Source organism: Shewanella sp. 4t3-1-2LB, assembly GCF_017368415.1.
Taxonomy (GTDB): Bacteria; Pseudomonadota; Gammaproteobacteria; order Enterobacterales; family Shewanellaceae; genus Shewanella; species Shewanella fodinae.
This window is the reverse complement of the sequence record NZ_JAFNJD010000015.1, coordinates 53,045-70,887: the sequence shown is the minus strand read 5'-3', so window position 1 is coordinate 70,887 and position 17,843 is coordinate 53,045. Positions and strand designations below refer to the sequence as shown.

The following is a 17,843-nucleotide window of genomic DNA, read 5'->3' as shown; positions in this document are numbered from 1 at the left end:
CTAAATCGTTGGCATCAAACGGGCGAAGCCAGACACTGGTTAATGCCGATGAAGAAAGGCACACAGTTTGAAGTTATCACGAAACTCGGTCGACAAGATAAGCTCATTCGGCTGACGACTACAGCACAATCTCGTAAACAATTTAAAGAGTTACCTGAATTTATCGAGGTCCGATTGCTAACAAAAATGGTGAAAGGCAAAGAGTGTAATATCCTCACCTCGATGACTGACCCGCTGCGCTTCCCTAGTGCTGAAATCGTGGATTTATATAGTCACCGCTGGGAAATTGAGCTGGGCTATCGCGAGATGAAGCAGAGTTTACTCAACAGCGAATTTACGTTGAGGAGCAAGAAACCGGAGATGGTGAAGCAAGAACTCTGGGGTATCCTCTTGAGCTACAACATTATCCGCTATCAAATGGTAAAAATGGCGCAAAGCAAGCCAGGGTTATATGCCAACCAACTGAGTTTTACGACATGCGCCGTTGCGATAATCCATGTGATTTATGGCTTTTGGCTGGAAGCGGCTGGAACCATTCCTAAAAGGATTGATAGTTTACTCGCAGAAACCGAGCAGCATGTACTGCCAATACGAGGAGACTCAAGAGCTTACCCTCGGTGTGTTAGAGCAAAACCAAGGAAATATCCAGTCAAAAGAAAATGCCAGTCAGCTCTTAACTGACTGGCATTAGCCTAAATGGCGGTTTTATTATGTAGATGAATATTCAAACGCTTAATTACAGTTTTCAGGTTATCATCTTAGGTTAATCAACGATTGTTCAGCCTTTGAGCTTGAAAGCCAAATTTCTGCCCATATCATGTAGAACATGAAGGCATATCTGTTGCGGTTTACCCGCCTACTTACCTTAGCGCTGGCTGTCTGCCTGCTCACTACTGTCTATTCTGGCAATGCTGTTAATGCAACCTGGAAGGCGTTTACACAGCCTGACATCGCATCATCGTTTGTTGTAAACAAACAAACCGCTGAGGTGTATACAAGCAACTCTGATAAGCAGTTGCAGATCCACAGCCATTCAGCCCACAGTGATGGCTTGTGGTATGCCCCGGCTAGCCGTGAACGCTGCCTTAGCATGTCGGCATTGTCATCGGTGTTTAATCCGCCGATGTACGCGCTGGCGATAGTTTTACCTCAACCTGTGATCCCTCAGTTTACTAAGGGTTTCGCTATAACATTGCCCCGTCATCCGTGGACCTTGTCTTACCATAGCCGCAGTTTGCGGCTGAATGGCTGGAAAGAGTCAAATCTTCGATACCGTTTCAGCCAGCAGGCCTGAGGCGTTCTGTCTCACCGCTACCTAGCGGAAAATCTCTTATCGGATAGTTAACTTCGCTGTCACAGACGGTGACGTTATCTATACGGTTGTTGCGGCTATGCCGCTGCTCAACGAGACAGAGAGCAAACATGTTAATAGACTCAATTTTAAAGACGTCGCCTCGCCGACGTCCGCAGGCCTTGCTTAATCATTATGCGGTGTGGAAATATGTGGTGTTGGTACTAACCCTGGTTGTTATGGCATTCAGCGCATTACCCACCTGGTTTGGCGAAGATGCCGCAATTCAAATCTCCTCAAAAGCCGGACTCAGCCTCAATGCCCAGGAGATTGCACAAACGCTGGCGCAGCACCATATTCGCTTGAAGCGGTTGGATGCTGAGGCCCAACAGACTCAGGTAATTCTGGCCGATGAACAGCAACAGACAGCGGCAAAAGTTTTGCTGGCGCGTTTTGCCCGTGATCCAGAACAACTGACATTAGCGCTAACTCCTGCGGCACCTAGCTGGTTACTGGATCTTGGTTTCTCCCCGATAAAGCTCGGTTTGGATTTGCGCGGAGGCGTGCAATTTCTGCTAGATGTTGATATCACGCCAGTGTACCAGGCACAAGCTGCGGCACTGGCGGATGCTATGCGCGATTTTGCCTTAAAGCAGGGTATACGCAGTATACAAATTCAACCGGGGCACGAGGAGCAATTGCATCTTAGTTTTCCTGATAGTGCCAAAGCAGCCGTGCGTCAGTTTATCAACAGTCGCTATCCGCTATGGCAAGTGACTGTTGATGGTCGGCAACTGTTATTGCGATTAGCACCGCAAGAAAAAACCAATCTGCAGAACCTGACTGTGCAGCAGAATCTGCAAATTATGCGCAGCCGTATTGCAGGGCTAGGAATTACCGAGGCGTTGGTACAGCGCCAAGGTGAGAACCGTATCCGCATTGAACTGCCCGGTGTACAGGATCCCGCTACCGCTAAGCAGGTGATTGGGGCTACCGCAACACTGGCTTTTTATGAAGTTACTCAGGCCGCGGCTGGCAACACGCAGTTGATTAATGACCGCCGTGGCATGCCGATCTCGGTAGCACGACTGCCGGTGGTAACGGGTACTCACATCGTTGATGCCAGGGCCGGGAACGGTGAAATGGGTCAAGCCGAAGTTAACATCACTCTGGATGCGGAAGGGGGGCGGCTGATGACGGCATTTTCCAAAAATCATGTCGGCAAGGCGATGGCAACTGCATTTAGTGAATACGGTCGCGGCACGGATGGCAAGCTAACACAGCGAAACGAGATTATCAGCGTTGCTACCATCCAGTCGGTGTTACCTGAACGCTTCCGGATAACGGGTGTCGGCTCACCTCAGCAAGCGCAACAACTGGCATTGTTGTTACGCGCTGGTTCAATGACAGCACCAGTTACCATTGTGGAGGAGCGTACTATCGGCCCTAGTCTTGGTGCTGAGAATATCCACAACGGCTTTGCGGCGCTGGCATTAGGTTTAGGCATGACCTTGCTCTTTATGGCGCTGTGGTATCGCCGTTTAGGGTGGGTTGCCAATATCGCATTGCTGGCCAATATGGTGTTGTTGTTCGGGTTGTTGGCCTTGATCCCTGGCGCTGTATTGACGTTACCCGGAATCGCTGGGTTAGTCCTGACTGTCGGAATGGCCGTTGATACCAACGTGCTGATTTTTGAACGTATTCGCGACAAGTTACAAGAGGGTCGCAGCTTTGCACATGCTATCGATCGTGGCTTTGATAGCGCATTTTCGACTATTTTTGATGCCAATTTTACCACCATGATCACGGCTGTCGTGTTGTATGCCATCGGCAATGGACCGGTCCAAGGCTTTGCATTGACGCTGGGACTGGGGCTGATTACCAGCATGTTTACCGGCATTTTTGCTTCTCGCGCCATTATCAACCTGGCGTATGGCCGTAATTTCTCTCGTGAAGTGAGGGTCTGACATGAAATTTAAATATCCTACTCGCTGGCGCTATGCTTGCAGCGCGATTTCGGCATTGCTAATGATACTTTCCGTGGCGTTGATCAGCTGCCGAGGGCTGAATTTGGGCCTAGATTTTACTGGCGGGGTTGTGAGTGAAATCCGCGTTGATAGTCATCTGCGCGATACGACTATTCGTCCCATTTTGCAGCAAGCATATGGGCAAGATATTCACCTGATTGCGGCTGGGGAGCCTGGACGTTGGGTGTTGCGCTACCCAGTGCCAGCAGCGAATGCCACGCCACCGCAGATTGCGCAAGTTCTGGCGCCGTTACATACCAATGTGGAACTACTTAATACCAGTATTGTCGGGCCTCAGGTAGGTGCAGAGCTAGCGGAACAGGGCGGGCTGGCATTAGTGGTTGCTGTGGTTTGTATTCTGGGTTACCTGTCGTTCCGATTTGAGTGGCGACTTGCGAGTGGGGCGTTATTGGCCTTGGTACATGACGTGATTTTTGTCGTGGCGTTTTTTGCAGCCACACAAATGGAGTTTAACCTGACGGTGTTAGCGGCCGTATTGGCAATTTTGGGGTACTCATTGAATGACTCTATCATCATTGCTGACAGGATCCGCGAGCTGTTAATTGCTAAACCTGACATCCCCTTGCCTCACATTAACAATATGGCGATTGCGGCAACTTTTTCACGAACTATGGTGACATCTGGCACAACCCTGCTGACAGTTGCCGCATTGTGGCTTATGGGGGGCGAACCGCTACGCGGATTTTCTATAGCGATGTTTATTGGCATTCTCACCGGCACCTTTTCGTCGATATCCGTGGGTACTTCGGTACCTGAATGGTTGGGATTATCCAGTGAGCATTATCGGTCGCAGGTGTTGCCACAACAGCCCTGATTAAGTCTGACTTAATGCGGTTTTGCCACAATAGCCGGGAGTGAAGCGGTTAAAACAACAAGGCCACCGACGGGTGGCCTTGTTGCAGAAGGGAGATTATTTGGCTTTAGGCAAAGCGATTTTTTTCTCTTCAGACTGGCGATAAAGCACCAGTATGTGCCCGATAACCTGCACTTTTTCGGATTGAGTTTCACGAACGATGGCATCGACGATAGCATTTTTTAGCTCACGATCTTCTGCTGCCACTTTCACTTTGATCAATTCGTGATAAGCCAGTGCGTTATCAATTTCAGCCAGTACCCCTTCAGTCAAGCCATTGGCACCAAGCAGTACCACAGGTTTCAGACTGTGAGCCAGTCCTTTTAAATACTGTTTCTGTTTGGTTGTCAGATTCATTTTTACCAACTTTTGCTGAGTTACTGTTGAAAAGCCGATATTCTACCCTTATATCACTGGCGTGTAACTCTGATTTGTAGCGGATGTTTGATGGTAGGAAAGAAACGTAGCGCTAGCTCAACGCGCTGGATGCAGGAACACTTTGATGATCATTATGTAAAGCTAGCGCAAAAGCGTGGCCTGCGTTCGCGGGCGGCTTTTAAGTTGGAAGAGTTACAACAAAAAGATCAGCTAATTAAACCGGGAATGACCGTTGTCGATTTGGGTGCCGCTCCCGGTGGCTGGTCTCAGGTTGCGGTCAAACTTGTTGGTGAGCAGGGCAAATTGGTTGCCTGTGATATTTTACCGATGGACCCAATCGTTGGTGTCGATTTCCTTCAAGGCGATTTTCGTGAAGAATCGGTACTGGAAACTTTATTGCAGATGGTCGGGGATGACAAAGTAGATGTGGTACTGTCGGATATGGCACCAAATATGAGTGGCTCCGATGCGACGGACCAGCCGCGGGCCATGTATCTGGTCGAACTGGCACTCGATATGTGTCATCAAGTGCTGGCTCCCGGTGGCAGTTTCGCGGTCAAAGTATTCCAGGGAGAAGGGTTTGATGAGTATATGAAGGCGGTCAAGCAGGCATTTACCACTGTTAAAACCCGTAAACCGGAGTCATCAAGAGCCCGTTCCCGCGAGGTGTATCTGGTGGCTACTGGCTACAAGTTGTAGTAACCTGAAAGAGTAAGTCTTAAGACTGAGAGGTTCAATAATTGAGTGACATGGCAAAAAATCTGATTCTCTGGGTCGTCATCGCCGTCGTGCTGATGTCCGTATTCCAGGGGTTCTCGCCGTCTTCTTCTTCATCGCAGAAGATGGAATATTCCACGTTTCTGGATGATGTTCGTTCTGGGCAGGTTGCGTCCGTGGAGTTCAAGAGCGATCAGCGCACCATTGAGGGTGTGACTAAAGGCGGTGAGAAATTTGTCACCGTGATGCCAATTTACGACCAGGATTTGATTAACGATCTCGACCGTAAAGGTGTGACCATGAAAGGACAGGAAGCGGAAGAATCCGGTTTCCTGACCCAGATTTTCATCTCTTGGTTCCCAATGCTGCTACTGATAGGTGTATGGATTTTCTTCATGCGGCAGATGCAGGGTGGTGGCGGCAAAGGCGCAATGTCCTTTGGTAAGAGCAAAGCCAAGCTGATGAGTGAAGATCAGATTAAAACCACCTTTGCTGATGTCGCTGGGTGTGATGAAGCCAAAGAAGAAGTGAAAGAAATGGTGGACTACCTGCGGGATCCCACCAAATTCCAGAAACTGGGTGGCCGCATACCAACAGGTGTATTGATGGTGGGGCCTCCAGGAACAGGTAAGACTCTGCTGGCTAAGGCGATTGCGGGTGAAGCTAAAGTACCGTTCTTCACTATCTCCGGTTCGGACTTTGTGGAGATGTTTGTCGGTGTCGGCGCTTCTCGCGTTCGAGATATGTTTGAACAGGCCAAGAAATCTGCCCCTTGTATTATCTTCATTGATGAAATTGATGCCGTAGGCCGTCAACGTGGTGCTGGGCTCGGTGGCGGGCATGACGAGCGTGAACAGACCCTCAACCAATTGCTGGTAGAGATGGATGGCTTTGAAGGTAACGAAGGCGTGATCGTTATCGCCGCAACTAACCGCCCTGACGTATTAGATTCAGCGTTGCTGCGTCCTGGGCGTTTCGACCGACAAGTGGTAGTTGGACTGCCAGATGTGCGTGGTCGCGAGCAGATCCTTAAAGTGCATATGCGCAAAATCCCAGTAGCTGATGATGTTCAGGCTAGCGTGATTGCCCGCGGGACTCCTGGTTTTTCCGGTGCCGATTTGGCAAACCTAGTGAATGAGGCGGCCTTGTTTGCGGCCCGTGGCAATCGCCGGGTTGTGACCATGGAAGAGTTTGAACGTGCTAAAGATAAGATCATGATGGGCGCTGAACGCCGTTCTATGGTGATGTCTGAGCAGGAAAAAGAGTCTACTGCCTACCATGAAGCGGGTCATGCGATAGTCGGTTGTTTGGTGCCGGAACATGATCCTGTGCATAAAGTTACCATCATCCCGCGTGGACGTGCGTTAGGGGTAACATTCTTCTTGCCCGAAGCAGATTCCATCAGTGAAAATCGCCGTAAACTCGAAAGCCGGATTTCCGTGGCTTATGGCGGTCGTTTAGCGGAAGAGATTATTTATGGGCCGGAAAAAGTTTCTACCGGTGCATCTCAGGATATCAAACAGGCTACCGCTATCGCCCGTAATATGGTAACGCAATGGGGCTTCTCAGAAAAACTGGGGCCGCTACTTTACGCTGAAGAAGAGGGTGAAGTATTTCTTGGCAGATCGATGGCGAAAGCCAAACATATGTCCGATGAAACGGCGGCGATTATCGATGCAGAAGTGAAAGCCTTGATTGAACGTAATTACCAACGGGCGCGGCAGCTATTGAATGACAATATCGATATTCTGCATGCGATGAAGGATGCATTGATCAAGTATGAAACGATTGATGCTAAGCAGATCGCAGACTTGATGGCACGTCGTGATGTGCGTCCGCCCGCGGACTGGAATATGGATGACAAAGATTCTACGGGAGGGAATAGTCGGCCTCATGTTGATGAGCCTCAGACAGAAGCTTCACCTGCTGATCTTTCTAAGCCTGGCGAGACTCATTAGGTCTCATACGACTTAGTATTTCTGAAAACCCCGAGAGGGGTTTTCTGTTTTTCTAACAGTGACTTTTTCAGATATTTCTCGGTGAATATCTGTACAGGAGGCCGGGTGTTTGAATTGGTGTCAGGCAAAAAACGCCTGAATTTAGATGAGCCCAAGGTGATGGGGATACTGAATGTGACCCCAGATTCTTTTTCTGACGGCGGACAATTTCGCGCCTTTGACGCGGCATGTCGTCATGCCGATGAGATGATTGCAGCCGGGGCTCATTTTATTGATATTGGCGGAGAATCCACTCGTCCTGGGGCGGCTGATGTCAGTGTCTCTGAGGAATTGCAGCGGGTGGTGCCATTGGTGGAATATGTGGTGGCAAACTCTGATGTGTGGATTTCAGTAGATACCAGTAAACCTGAGGTGATGGCTGCCTCAGTTGCTGCTGGTGCACATTTAATCAATGATATTCGCAGCTTAACTGAGCCTGGTGCGCTTGAAGTCGCGGCTCAATTGCAGGTGCCTGTTTGTATTATGCATATGCAGGGACAACCGCGCACAATGCAAGCCGCACCTCAGTATCAGAACTTACTGGCGGAAGTCAGCGATTACTTTGACGCACAAATTGCCCGTTGCACGGCGGCTGGCCTATCACGGTCAATGTTGTTGCTGGACCCAGGATTTGGTTTCGGTAAAACCCTAGAACATAATTATCAGCTATTGGCCCATCTGCAGGATTTCGCAAAGTTTGATTTACCTTTGCTGATCGGATTGTCACGTAAGAGTATGATTGGCAATCTTCTGGGGCGCCCAGTGGCTGAACGTTTAGCGGGTAGCCTCAGTGGTGCGCTACTGGCAGCGATGCATGGCGCCCACATTCTCCGAGTACATGACGTACCGGAAACCTTGGATGTTTTGAGAGTATTGGCGGCAACTCGGGCTGCCGACTGAAATAGTGAAACAGTGCAGTAACCTGCTGGCCTGAAGGCGAGGTTATGGAGTAAGCAAACGTGAGTTCAACAAGAAAGTTTTTTGGTACCGATGGTGTTCGCGGCAAGGTAGGCTCTGGCAAAATGACGCCGGAATTGGCGTTAAAACTGGGATGGGCAGCAGGTCGCGTGTTATCTCGTACCGGTACCAGAAAAGTGCTGATTGGTAAGGATACCCGTATTTCCGGTTATATGTTTGAGTCGGCGCTGGAGGCGGGGTTGTCAGCCGCAGGGCTGAATGTGTTGTTAATGGGACCCATGCCTACCCCGGCGGTAGCATATTTAACCCGTACGTTTCGTGCTGAAGCCGGGGTGGTGATCAGTGCATCACACAACCCCTACTATGACAATGGTATCAAGTTTTTTTCATCTACAGGTACCAAACTCGATGATGAGTTAGAGCTGGAAATTGAAGCCGAGCTGGAAAAACCACTGGATTGCGTGGAATCGCATCTGCTCGGGAAGGTTTCCCGTATTACTGATGCTGCCGGACGCTATATCGAATATTGCAAAGGTAATTTCCCAGCAGATCAAACCCTAGAAGGACTGAAACTGGTCGTTGATTGTGCGCACGGGGCAACCTATCACATAGCACCAAATGTGTTTCGAGAACTGGGGGCCGAAGTGATCGTCATTGGTGACAAGCCCAATGGTACCAATATCAACGATCAGGTAGGTGCTACCGCAATGGCAAAGATTTGTGAAACCGTATTGGCGGAACAGGCCGATCTTGGTATTGCGTTAGACGGTGATGGTGACCGTATCATGATGGTCAACCGCAACGGCGAGGTTATCGATGGTGACCAGATCCTTTACATCCTAGCCAAAGATGCATTGAACCGCGGTGTACTTAAAGGCGGGGTGGTGGGCACTCAGATGTCTAATCTAGGACTGGAGTTGGCGCTCAAAGCCTTGGACATTCCTTTTTTGCGCTCCAAAGTGGGTGACCGTTATGTCATGGAACTACTCACTGAAAGAGGTTGGCGCATCGGCGGTGAAAACTCCGGCCATATTGTTAATCTCGACCACGGCACTACCGGTGACGGCATTGTCGCTGGTATCCAAGTGTTGGCGGCAATGCGGCGCAGTGATATGACGCTTGAGCAACTGACTGCACCCGTAACCTTGCTACCACAAGTGTTGGTTAATGTGCGCTTTGAAGGTACAAAAGATCCGCTGCAGGCAGCAGCAGTGAAATTTGCCGTAGCTGAGGTTGAACGAGCCCTTGGTGAACGTGGCCGGGTATTGCTGCGTAAATCCGGTACTGAGCCGTTGATCCGTGTGATGGTAGAAGGGGATGATGAAGCCTTGGTGAAGCAATATGCTGAACAGATAGCAACCGCCGTCACAACCGCTGTTAGCTAACTTTATTGCTAGAATAATTGATATAAATTAAGAGGTTAGTTTTTTGCTATTGAGCATTTGCCGCTGTTGAGTGTAAAAAGTAGTCGAACACGCGGCAAATCGCAAAAATTACCCAGACGAGTATTGTAACTTCATAAGTGGTTCGCTATTATTCACGCCGCTTTCAAAGGAGATGGTGATGGCTCTCAGACGCCCAATGGTCGCCGGCAACTGGAAGATGAACGGTAGTGCGCAGTTAGCGCAGGAACTGTTCAAAAAGTTTGCCGCTAAGCTACATAACGACGCCGTGGAAGTCGTACTTTGCCCTCCTGCTGTGTACTTAGAAAGTGTAAGGCAGCAGTTGGAAGCCAATAAAGAAGCGTTGAACGGTTCTGTTGTTCGTATGGGCGCACAGAATTTAAGTCAGCACGATTTTGGTGCTTATACCGGGGAGATTTCCGGTTCAATGCTCAGTGAAGTTGGATGCCGATATGTCATCATTGGTCATTCCGAACGTCGTAGAATGTATGGTGAAACCAGTAATATCGTGGCTGATAAATTTGCAGCTGCCCAGAAACATGGTTTGACCCCTATTCTGTGTGTCGGTGAATCCGGTCCGGCGCGAGAAGCTAGGCGAACTTTTGAAGTGATCGCAGAAGAGCTGGATGTGGTGATTGAGAAAAACGGCACCATGGCTTTTGATAATGCGATTATAGCCTACGAACCTTTGTGGGCTGTAGGTACCGGGAAAAGCGCAACACCGGAACAGGCGCAAGAAGTTCATGCGTTTATTCGCAAGCGACTTTCCGAAGTTTCCCCTTATATTGGGGAAAATATCCGCATCCTCTATGGTGGCAGTGTTACACCCACAAATGCGGCGGATTTATTCGCACAGCCAGATGTGGATGGTGGACTAATAGGTGGTGCCAGTTTAAACTCTACCGAATTTTTGAGTTTATGTACCATAGCGATGAGCGCATAAGTTATGTATGAAGTTCTGATTGTTGTTTACTTGTTGGTTGCACTTGGACTGATTTTTCTGATCCTGATCCAGCAAGGTAAAGGTGCTGATATGGGGGCCTCTTTTGGTGCCGGCGCATCAGCTACGCTGTTTGGATCCTCAGGTTCTGGTAATTTCCTAACCCGTTCCACAGCGATTCTGGCAATCGTATTTTTTGTGTTGAGTTTGGTGATCGGCAATCTAAGTGCCAACCATAACAAGCAGGAAGATACTTGGAAAAATCTAGGCGCTGCTGAACAAACCCAGCAAGCTCCTCAGCCAGAAAAACCAGCGCCAAAGTCAGAAGATAAAATTCCTGACTAAGTAGAATTTGCCGGGGTGGTGAAATTGGTAGACGCGCAGCCTTGAGGTGGCTGTGACCTAACGGTCGTGCGGGTTCAAGTCCCGCCCTCGGCACCACAAATATGACCAGGATAAGGCATTAAATATTCCTGAGTTATTGCAAGTTGAAGGTCGAATCAGTAAACTTGCTGCAATTGACGCGGGGTGGAGCAGCCTGGTAGCTCGTCGGGCTCATAACCCGAAGGTCGTCGGTTCAAATCCGGCCCCCGCAACCAGTTCCCGGTGTTGAATTCCAACGTGAAGTCAGTGCTGAATTACAGGTAATAAAATTAGAATAACCTCGTAATAAACGGGGTTTTTTGTTATCTGGGATGTAGTATTTTACTGCCTAAAAGGTAGTGCGATATCGGGGCTCTATAGCCCTTTTTGTTTTTTCAGGAGTGTAATTTGGCAACTTTGGAGTCAAAGCTGGAAGAGATGCTGCGGCCTACTATTGAAGCGCTGGGATACCAGTTATGGGGGCTGGAGTTCGTGAAGGCTGGCAAGCATTCAACACTACGCTTGTTTATTGACAGCGAGCAGGGTGTTAACGTCGAAGATTGTGCCAACGCCAGCCGCCAGGTGAGTGCGTTGATGGACGTTGAAGACCCCATCCCTTCTGAATACACCCTAGAAGTTTCCTCCCCTGGTCTGGATCGGCCGCTGTTCATTGCCGAACAGTATCAGCGATATCTCGGAGAGGAAGTTAAAGTTCAGCTGACTATGCCGGTAGCGGGTAGTCGCAATTTGAAAGGTACCGTACTGCGGGTAGAGGGGCAGATGATAACCCTCAACGTATCCGGTAATGAATTGATTATTGCCTTGGATAACATCCGTAAAGGCAACCTAATTGCAAAGTTTTGATGGATTCAAGGTGAACGAGGCAAGACGATGAATAAAGATATTTTGCTGGTCGCTGAAGCGGTGTCCAATGAAAAAGCCGTACCCCGTGAGAAGATTTTCGAAGCCTTGGAAATTGCGCTGGCTACTGCTACTAAAAAGAAATATGAAGGCGATATTGATGTGCGCGTAGCCATCGATCGCAAGACCGGTGACTATGAGACCTTCCGCCGTTGGTTGGTGGTTGATAGTCAAGGTGAAACGCTGGAAAACCCCTATCGTGAGATTACGCTGGAGGCCGCCCAATTTGACAATCCAGAGATCCAAGCTGGGGATTATGTAGAAGACGAAATCGAATCAGTGCAGTTCGATCGTATTACTACCCAAACGGCCAAACAGGTCATTGTGCAGAAGGTTCGCGAAGCGGAACGTGCTCAAGTGGTCGAACAGTTCCTGGATAAAGAAGGCGAACTGGTGACGGGTGTAGTGAAAAAATCCAACCGTGACAGCGTCATCGTGGACTTGGGTAGCAATGCCGATGGTGTGCTGTACAAAGAAGACTTGATCCCACGGGAAACTTTCCGCCCAGGTGACCGCGTGCGTTCATTGTTGTATGCCGTGCGTCCAGAAGCCCGCGGGGCACAACTATTTTTGACGCGCTCCAAGCCAGAAATGCTGATTGAGTTGTTCCGCATTGAAGTACCGGAAATCGCTGATGAAATGATTGAAGTGATGGGCGCTGCCCGTGACCCAGGCTCTCGAGCCAAAATTGCGGTGAAGTCTAATGACCGCCGCATCGATCCTATCGGTGCTTGTGTGGGTATGCGTGGCGCTCGTGTTCAGGCGGTAACCAATGAGTTGGGTGGTGAACGTATTGATATCGTCTTGTGGGACGATAACCCGGCACAGTTTGTTATCAATGCCATGGCGCCTGCGGATGTTTCTTCCATCATTGTGGATGAAGACAAGCATGCGATGGATATAGCGGTTGAAGCAGACAGTCTGGCTCAGGCCATTGGCCGTAATGGTCAGAACGTGCGTTTAGCCACTCAGCTGACCGGCTGGGAACTGAATGTCATGACTGTAGATGAAATGAACGCGAAACATCAGGCTGAGAGTGCCAAAGTTAAAAACCTGTTCATGAAAGCATTGCACGTGGATGAGGATTTTGCTCAGGTATTAGCTGATGAAGGATTTGCAACCCTGGAAGAGGTAGCGTACGTACCCGTTTCCGAATTGCTGTCCATAGATGGGTTTGATGAAGATATTGTCAATACGCTGAGAGAACGTGCGAAAGCGGCTTTATCTACCCGAGCGCTGGCTTCGGAAGAAGCCTTGGATGGTGCGCAACCGAGTGAAGAGTTACTGGAACTTGAGGGTATGGAACGTCATACCGCATTTAGCCTCGCCAGTAAAGGCATAGTAACTCTTGAAGATTTAGCCGAACAAGGCGTAGATGATTTGATCGAAATTGAACAAATGACAGAAGAAAAAGCAGGTGAGCTTATCATGGCGGCCCGCAATATCTGTTGGTTTGGCGATGAAGAGTAAGTCGATCAACAGGGGGAAGTAACTGATGGCAGAAACTACTGTAGAAAAGTTGGCCATGGAAGTTGGAAAAGATGTTGATCGGCTGATCGAACAATTTTCCAAAGCCGGCATAAAGAAGAAACGCAATGATCGCGTGACTGAATCTGAAAAACACCAACTGCTGGAACATCTGAAACAGCAGCATGGTCAGGACAGCGCGCCAGCGCGGATGACATTACAGCGCAAGACCGTGTCTACGCTGAGTGTGTCCGGTTCTGGTGGTCAATCAAAAGATGTCAAAGTGGAAGTGCGTAAAACGCGTACCTTCGTAAAACGCGACCCAGCCGAGCTGGCGCGTCAGGCTGCCGAAGCGGAAGCCAAGGCGAAAGCCGAAGCTGAGGCCAAAGCCAAAGCGGAAGCGGAAGCCAAGGCGCGAGCTGAAGCAGAAGCTAAGGCCAAGGCCGCCAAAGCCGAAGCGGAGGCCAAGGCAAAGGCCGAAGCTAAAGCGAAAGCCGAAGCTGAAACTGATGTCGCTAAAGCTAAACCGGTGGAACTAACCCCCGAGCAGGCCGCCGCCGCTGAAGCTGCGCGCATAGAAGCGGCTCGACTGAAGGCAGCTCAGGAAGAAGCCGTACGTCGCAAAGCGGATGAGGAAGCGGCAAAGGCCGCTGCCGAAGCGCGTCGTTTGGCTGAAGAGAATGAAAAGCGTTGGGCGGAAGAAGAACGCCAGCGTCTAGAAGCGGAAAATCGTAACGATCACCATATCACCACCTCTAAAGTGGCGCGAGCTGCCGAAGATACCAGTGATATGGATGAAGAGCGCTCTGGCCGCCGTAACCGTCATAAGAGCACAGGTAAAAAACGTTCTAAGGAAGAACGCCTGAGCCGTGATGGTGGTAAAGAGCGGATGTTGCGCTCAAAAGCCCCTCAGTCTATGAAGCATGGGTTTAATAAACCCGTTGCTGCGGTAAACCGTGATGTGCGCATTGGTGAAACTATCACTGTTAACGATCTGGCACAGCGTATGGCAGTCAAGGCCACTGAAATCATTAAAGCTATGATGAAAATGGGCTCGATGGTCACCATTAACCAGGTGTTGGATCAGGAAACTGCACAACTGGTTGCCGAGGAAATGGGTCATAAAGTGATTCTGGTGCGTGAAAACGAACTGGAGCATGAAGTACTGGCCGACCGTGATGGTGAAGATGTCAAAGTAGAGCCCCGCGCACCTGTGGTGACCATTATGGGGCATGTTGACCACGGCAAAACGTCACTGCTTGACTATATCCGTCGCACTAAGGTGGCAGCTGGCGAAGCGGGTGGCATCACTCAGCATATCGGTGCTTACCATGTGCAGACTGATAACGGCATGATCACCTTCCTCGATACCCCAGGACACGCCGCATTTACCGCGATGCGTGCACGTGGTGCCCAAGCGACCGATATCGTGATTCTGGTGGTTGCCGCCGATGATGGCGTCATGCCGCAAACCATCGAAGCTATCCAGCACGCCAAAGCTGGCGGTGCGCCGCTGATTGTGGCTGTCAACAAGATTGATAAGCCAGAAGCTGACGTGGAACGGGTGAAGAGCGAGTTGTCACAGTATGGCGTTATGTCTGAAGATTGGGGCGGACAGAACATGTTTGTCTACGTTTCCGCCAAGACAGGCCAAGGCGTCGATGAATTGTTGGAAGCGATTCTGCTAGAAGCCGAAGTCCTAGAACTGACTGCCGTCAGAGACGGAATGGCTGCAGGTGTGGTTATCGAATCCAAACTGGACAAAGGGCGTGGCCCGGTGGCTACGGTACTGGTTCAGGAAGGCACTCTGCATCAAGGGGATATCGTACTGTGTGGTCTGGAATACGGTAAAGTCCGCGCAATGAAGGACGAAGATGGTAACAGCATTACTGAAGCTGGCCCATCGATTCCGGTAGAGATCCTCGGTCTTTCCGGTGTGCCATCAGCAGGTGATGAAGCCACCGTTGTGAAAGATGAACGTAAGGCCCGTGAAGTTGCGTTATATCGTCAGGGCAAATTCCGTGAAGTGAAACTGGCGCGTCAGCAGAAAGCCAAGTTGGAAAACATGTTTGCCAACATGACTGAAGGCGAAATTCAGGAACTGAATATTGTACTGAAGGCTGACGTTCAAGGTTCTCTGGAAGCGATTTCAGATTCTCTGACTAAATTGTCTACCGATGAAGTCAAAGTGAACATCATCGCCAGCGGTGTTGGTGCATTGACAGAAACCGACGCTACTCTGGCGGCAGCTTCTAACGCCATTATGGTAGGCTTCAACGTTCGTGCAGACGCGCAAGCACGTAAAACGATTGAAAGTGAAAGCGTCGATTTGCGCTACTACAGTGTGATCTACGATTTGATTGACGAAGTGAAGGCTGCCATGAGTGGTATGCTGGCGCCGGAATTCAAACAGCAGATCATCGGTATGGCGGAAGTCCGTGACGTGTTCAAGTCACCAAAACTGGGTGCTATCGCAGGTTGTATGGTCACCGAAGGTCAGGTGAAGCGCAGTGCGCCTATCCGAGTGCTGCGTGATAACGTGGTGATCTTCGAAGGTGAACTGGAATCTCTGCGACGCTTCAAAGATGACGTCAGCGAAGTTCGAGCGGGTACTGAGTGTGGTATCGGTGTGAAGAACTATAATGATGTTCGCGTAGGCGATCAGATCGAAGTATTTGAAACCGTCGAAGTCGCCCGGACACTCTAAACAGGCTGTTGCGACGAATAAGGGCGGCTTCGGCCGCCTTTCTTAATTTGGGGGAATAAGATAATGGCAAGAGAATTTAGCCGTACTCGACGCATAGCACAGCAGTTACAGCAAGAGCTGGCTTTTGTGCTACAACGTGATATGAAAGATCCCCGGATTGGCATGGTGACAGTAAATGATGTTGACGTGTCACGGGATCTGAGTTTTGCCAAGGTGTATGTCACCCTGTTTGAAGAAGACCCAGAGCGTATCCAGGAAAAAATGGCCGCACTCACCAAGGCAGCGCCTTATGTCCGTACATTGGTTGCCGGTCGCATGCAATTGCGGGTCATGCCGGAACTGCGTTTCGTCTACGACAAATCCTTGGTTGAAGGGATGCGTATGTCTAATCTGGTAACTCAGGTTGTGAATAGCGATAAAGCTAAACATCAGCAGTCTGAACATGATGATGAAACATCCGGGGATGAGGAAAACAACTAATGGCAAAACGACCTAAGGGCCGTTTCGTAGATGGTGTTGTGCTGTTGGATAAACCCACCGGCATGAGTTCCAATCACGCATTACAGAAAGTTAAGCGGATTTATAATGCGGTTAAGGCGGGTCATACTGGTGCGCTCGACCCTTTAGCCACGGGAATGCTGCCGGTTTGCCTAGGTGAAGCAACTAAGTTTTCACAGCATCTGTTGGATGCCGACAAACGTTATCTGGTTACCGCTAAGCTCGGCGTTCGTACCGATACCAGTGATGCTGATGGTGAAGTGGTCAGCACCCGGCCGTTGACTTTCAGTTCGGCGCAACTCGAAACCGCGTTAGCGCATTTTCGCGGTGACACCTTACAGGTGCCTTCGATGTTTTCGGCCCTGAAATATCAAGGACAACCTCTTTATAAATATGCCCGCGAGGGCAAAGACGTGCCACGAGAAGCGCGGCCGATTACAGTGTACGAGCTCAAGTTTATCGCGCTGACAGATGATGAACTGACGCTGGAAATTCACTGCTCTAAAGGTACCTATATTCGTACTATTGTGGATGATCTTGGTGAACTGCTTGGTTGTGGTGCGCATGTGATTATGCTGCGGCGTTTACAGGTTGGTCATTATCCCTATGAACGTATGGTCACGCTGGAGCAACTACAACAGTTGTTCGATGAGGCGATAGCACAGGAGATTGCACCGTCACAGTTATTAGATCCATTGTTGCTACCTGCCGATGCGGCCGTGGCAGATCTTGATGAATGTAATGTCCCAGAAGCATTAGGGACTTACCTGTTGCACGGTAATCCGGTGCGGGTCAATGGATTAAAACCAGCGGCATTGGTGCGTATCACCTTGGGGGAAGCACGTCGATTTATCGGCGTAGGCACCATGAACGATGATGGTTTACTAGCCCCTAAACGCCTTATAGTCATGCACGAGACTACTGTTGACTGAACTTGCACTGTAATAGGTAACAGGTTATTATTCTGCGCCCCTCGGCTGAGTTAGTGATCGGCTGAGGTCATTTGATTAAATATTTGGAGAGACTCATGTCACTAAGTACTGAAAAGAAAGCTGAAATCCTGGCTGAATTTGGCCGCGGCGAAAACGATACTGGCTCACCTGAAGTTCAGGTTGCCCTGTTGACTGCTCAGATCAATCATCTGCAGGATCATTTCAGAGAACACGCAAAAGATCATCACTCTCGCCGTGGTCTGTTGCGCATGGTTAGCTCTCGTCGTAAGTTGTTGAGCTATCTGCAGAAGAAAGATGCTGAACGTTATGCTGCTTTGATCCAGAAACTGGGTCTGCGTCGCTAATCAGTTTCTCATCGAAAGAGGAGGCTTACGCCTCCTTTTTTGATC

Annotated in this window: 17 protein-coding genes and 2 tRNA genes; 18 read left to right on the top strand and 1 reads right to left on the bottom strand. The window is 49.7% G+C overall.

Features of this window, described 5'->3' with window-relative positions:
- The 4 genes from J3L11_RS07750 to secF form a co-directional block, all read left to right on the top strand.
- Positions 1 to 681, top strand: a 681-nt coding sequence (locus J3L11_RS07750) for a transposase (protein WP_207570651.1), incomplete at its 5' end; no start/stop codon positions are given.
- Positions 682 to 826: 145 nt separating this feature from the next.
- Positions 827 to 1,294 carry a hypothetical protein gene (locus J3L11_RS07745; RefSeq protein WP_207570650.1) on the top strand — a complete coding sequence of 156 codons (468 nt, stop codon included), beginning with the start codon at positions 827 to 829 and terminating at the stop codon, positions 1,292 to 1,294.
- Positions 1,295 to 1,422: 128 nt separating this feature from the next.
- The gene (secD, locus tag J3L11_RS07740; RefSeq protein WP_207570649.1) at positions 1,423 to 3,258 is read left to right on the top strand and encodes a protein translocase subunit SecD; all 1,836 of its coding nucleotides are present in this window, start codon (positions 1,423 to 1,425) and stop codon (positions 3,256 to 3,258) included.
- 1 nt (position 3,259) lies between these two features.
- Positions 3,260 to 4,153, top strand: a complete 894-nt coding sequence (gene secF, locus J3L11_RS07735) for a protein translocase subunit SecF (protein WP_207570648.1) — start codon at positions 3,260 to 3,262, stop codon at positions 4,151 to 4,153.
- Between the two features lie 96 nt (positions 4,154 to 4,249).
- On the opposite strand, the gene yhbY is transcribed toward secF, so the two are convergent.
- Positions 4,250 to 4,549: a ribosome assembly RNA-binding protein YhbY gene (yhbY, locus tag J3L11_RS07730; protein WP_189617172.1), complete on the bottom strand. Its 300-nt coding sequence runs from the start codon at positions 4,547 to 4,549 to the stop codon at positions 4,250 to 4,252.
- Positions 4,550 to 4,639: 90 nt separating this feature from the next.
- Here yhbY and rlmE point away from each other — a divergent pair, with 90 nt between their 5' ends.
- The 14 genes from rlmE (at position 4,640) to rpsO (ending at position 17,798) form a co-directional block, all read left to right on the top strand.
- Positions 4,640 to 5,269 (top strand): 23S rRNA (uridine(2552)-2'-O)-methyltransferase RlmE, encoded by a 630-nt coding sequence (gene rlmE / locus J3L11_RS07725; RefSeq protein ID WP_133039746.1) that lies wholly within the window; start codon positions 4,640 to 4,642, stop codon positions 5,267 to 5,269.
- 41 nt (positions 5,270 to 5,310) lie between these two features.
- Positions 5,311 to 7,245 carry an ATP-dependent zinc metalloprotease FtsH gene (ftsH, locus tag J3L11_RS07720; protein ID WP_207570647.1) on the top strand — a complete coding sequence of 645 codons (1,935 nt, stop codon included), beginning with the start codon at positions 5,311 to 5,313 and terminating at the stop codon, positions 7,243 to 7,245.
- 105 nt (positions 7,246 to 7,350) lie between these two features.
- A complete protein-coding gene (gene folP, locus J3L11_RS07715; RefSeq protein WP_207570646.1) occupies positions 7,351 to 8,184 on the top strand; it encodes a dihydropteroate synthase in 834 nt (277 codons plus the stop codon).
- A 59-nt stretch (positions 8,185 to 8,243) separates the two neighbouring features.
- The gene (glmM, locus tag J3L11_RS07710) at positions 8,244 to 9,587 is read left to right on the top strand and encodes a phosphoglucosamine mutase (protein WP_189617168.1); all 1,344 of its coding nucleotides are present in this window, start codon (positions 8,244 to 8,246) and stop codon (positions 9,585 to 9,587) included.
- 178 nt (positions 9,588 to 9,765) lie between these two features.
- On the top strand, positions 9,766 to 10,548 hold the full coding sequence (gene tpiA, locus J3L11_RS07705) for a triose-phosphate isomerase (protein WP_133039750.1): 783 nt from the start codon (positions 9,766 to 9,768) through the stop codon (positions 10,546 to 10,548).
- Positions 10,549 to 10,551: 3 nt separating this feature from the next.
- The gene (gene secG, locus J3L11_RS07700) at positions 10,552 to 10,890 is read left to right on the top strand and encodes a preprotein translocase subunit SecG (protein WP_133039751.1); all 339 of its coding nucleotides are present in this window, start codon (positions 10,552 to 10,554) and stop codon (positions 10,888 to 10,890) included.
- A 9-nt stretch (positions 10,891 to 10,899) separates the two neighbouring features.
- Positions 10,900 to 10,986 (top strand) — tRNA-Leu (locus J3L11_RS07695).
- Positions 10,987 to 11,067: 81 nt separating this feature from the next.
- Positions 11,068 to 11,144: transfer RNA gene (locus J3L11_RS07690), tRNA-Met, on the top strand.
- Positions 11,145 to 11,316: 172 nt separating this feature from the next.
- Entirely contained in the window at positions 11,317 to 11,772 is a 456-nt protein-coding gene (gene rimP / locus J3L11_RS07685) for a ribosome maturation factor RimP (protein ID WP_133039752.1), read from the top strand.
- Positions 11,773 to 11,799: 27 nt separating this feature from the next.
- Positions 11,800 to 13,299 carry a transcription termination factor NusA gene (gene nusA, locus J3L11_RS07680; RefSeq protein ID WP_189617167.1) on the top strand — a complete coding sequence of 500 codons (1,500 nt, stop codon included), beginning with the start codon at positions 11,800 to 11,802 and terminating at the stop codon, positions 13,297 to 13,299.
- A 25-nt stretch (positions 13,300 to 13,324) separates the two neighbouring features.
- Positions 13,325 to 16,003, top strand: a complete 2,679-nt coding sequence (gene infB / locus J3L11_RS07675; protein WP_189617166.1) for a translation initiation factor IF-2 — start codon at positions 13,325 to 13,327, stop codon at positions 16,001 to 16,003.
- A gap of 63 nt (positions 16,004 to 16,066) precedes the next feature.
- Positions 16,067 to 16,483, top strand: a complete 417-nt coding sequence (gene rbfA / locus J3L11_RS07670; protein WP_207570645.1) for a 30S ribosome-binding factor RbfA — start codon at positions 16,067 to 16,069, stop codon at positions 16,481 to 16,483.
- A complete protein-coding gene (gene truB, locus J3L11_RS07665) occupies positions 16,483 to 17,433 on the top strand; it encodes a tRNA pseudouridine(55) synthase TruB (protein ID WP_207570644.1) in 951 nt (316 codons plus the stop codon). Before rbfA ends, truB begins: the two co-directional genes overlap by 1 nt.
- Before the next feature lie 95 nt (positions 17,434 to 17,528).
- Complete coding sequence (gene rpsO / locus J3L11_RS07660; protein ID WP_133039757.1) at positions 17,529 to 17,798, top strand: 30S ribosomal protein S15; 270 nt, start codon at positions 17,529 to 17,531, stop codon at positions 17,796 to 17,798.
- Positions 17,799 to 17,843 lie beyond the last annotated feature (45 nt).

Coding starts and splice junctions, on each gene's coding strand:
- rbfA (WP_207570645.1), top strand. CDS start 16,067: ATGGCAAGAGAATTTAGCCGTACTCGACGCATAGCACAGCAGTTACAG.
- secD (WP_207570649.1), top strand. CDS start 1,423: ATGTTAATAGACTCAATTTTAAAGACGTCGCCTCGCCGACGTCCGCAG.
- rlmE (WP_133039746.1), top strand. CDS start 4,640: ATGGTAGGAAAGAAACGTAGCGCTAGCTCAACGCGCTGGATGCAGGAA.
- nusA (WP_189617167.1), top strand. CDS start 11,800: ATGAATAAAGATATTTTGCTGGTCGCTGAAGCGGTGTCCAATGAAAAA.
- infB (WP_189617166.1), top strand. CDS start 13,325: ATGGCAGAAACTACTGTAGAAAAGTTGGCCATGGAAGTTGGAAAAGAT.
- yhbY (WP_189617172.1), bottom strand. CDS start 4,549: ATGAATCTGACAACCAAACAGAAACAGTATTTAAAAGGACTGGCTCAC.
- secG (WP_133039751.1), top strand. CDS start 10,552: ATGTATGAAGTTCTGATTGTTGTTTACTTGTTGGTTGCACTTGGACTG.
- secF (WP_207570648.1), top strand. CDS start 3,260: ATGAAATTTAAATATCCTACTCGCTGGCGCTATGCTTGCAGCGCGATT.
- rpsO (WP_133039757.1), top strand. CDS start 17,529: ATGTCACTAAGTACTGAAAAGAAAGCTGAAATCCTGGCTGAATTTGGC.
- truB (WP_207570644.1), top strand. CDS start 16,483: ATGGCAAAACGACCTAAGGGCCGTTTCGTAGATGGTGTTGTGCTGTTG.
- tpiA (WP_133039750.1), top strand. CDS start 9,766: ATGGCTCTCAGACGCCCAATGGTCGCCGGCAACTGGAAGATGAACGGT.
- J3L11_RS07745 (WP_207570650.1), top strand. CDS start 827: ATGAAGGCATATCTGTTGCGGTTTACCCGCCTACTTACCTTAGCGCTG.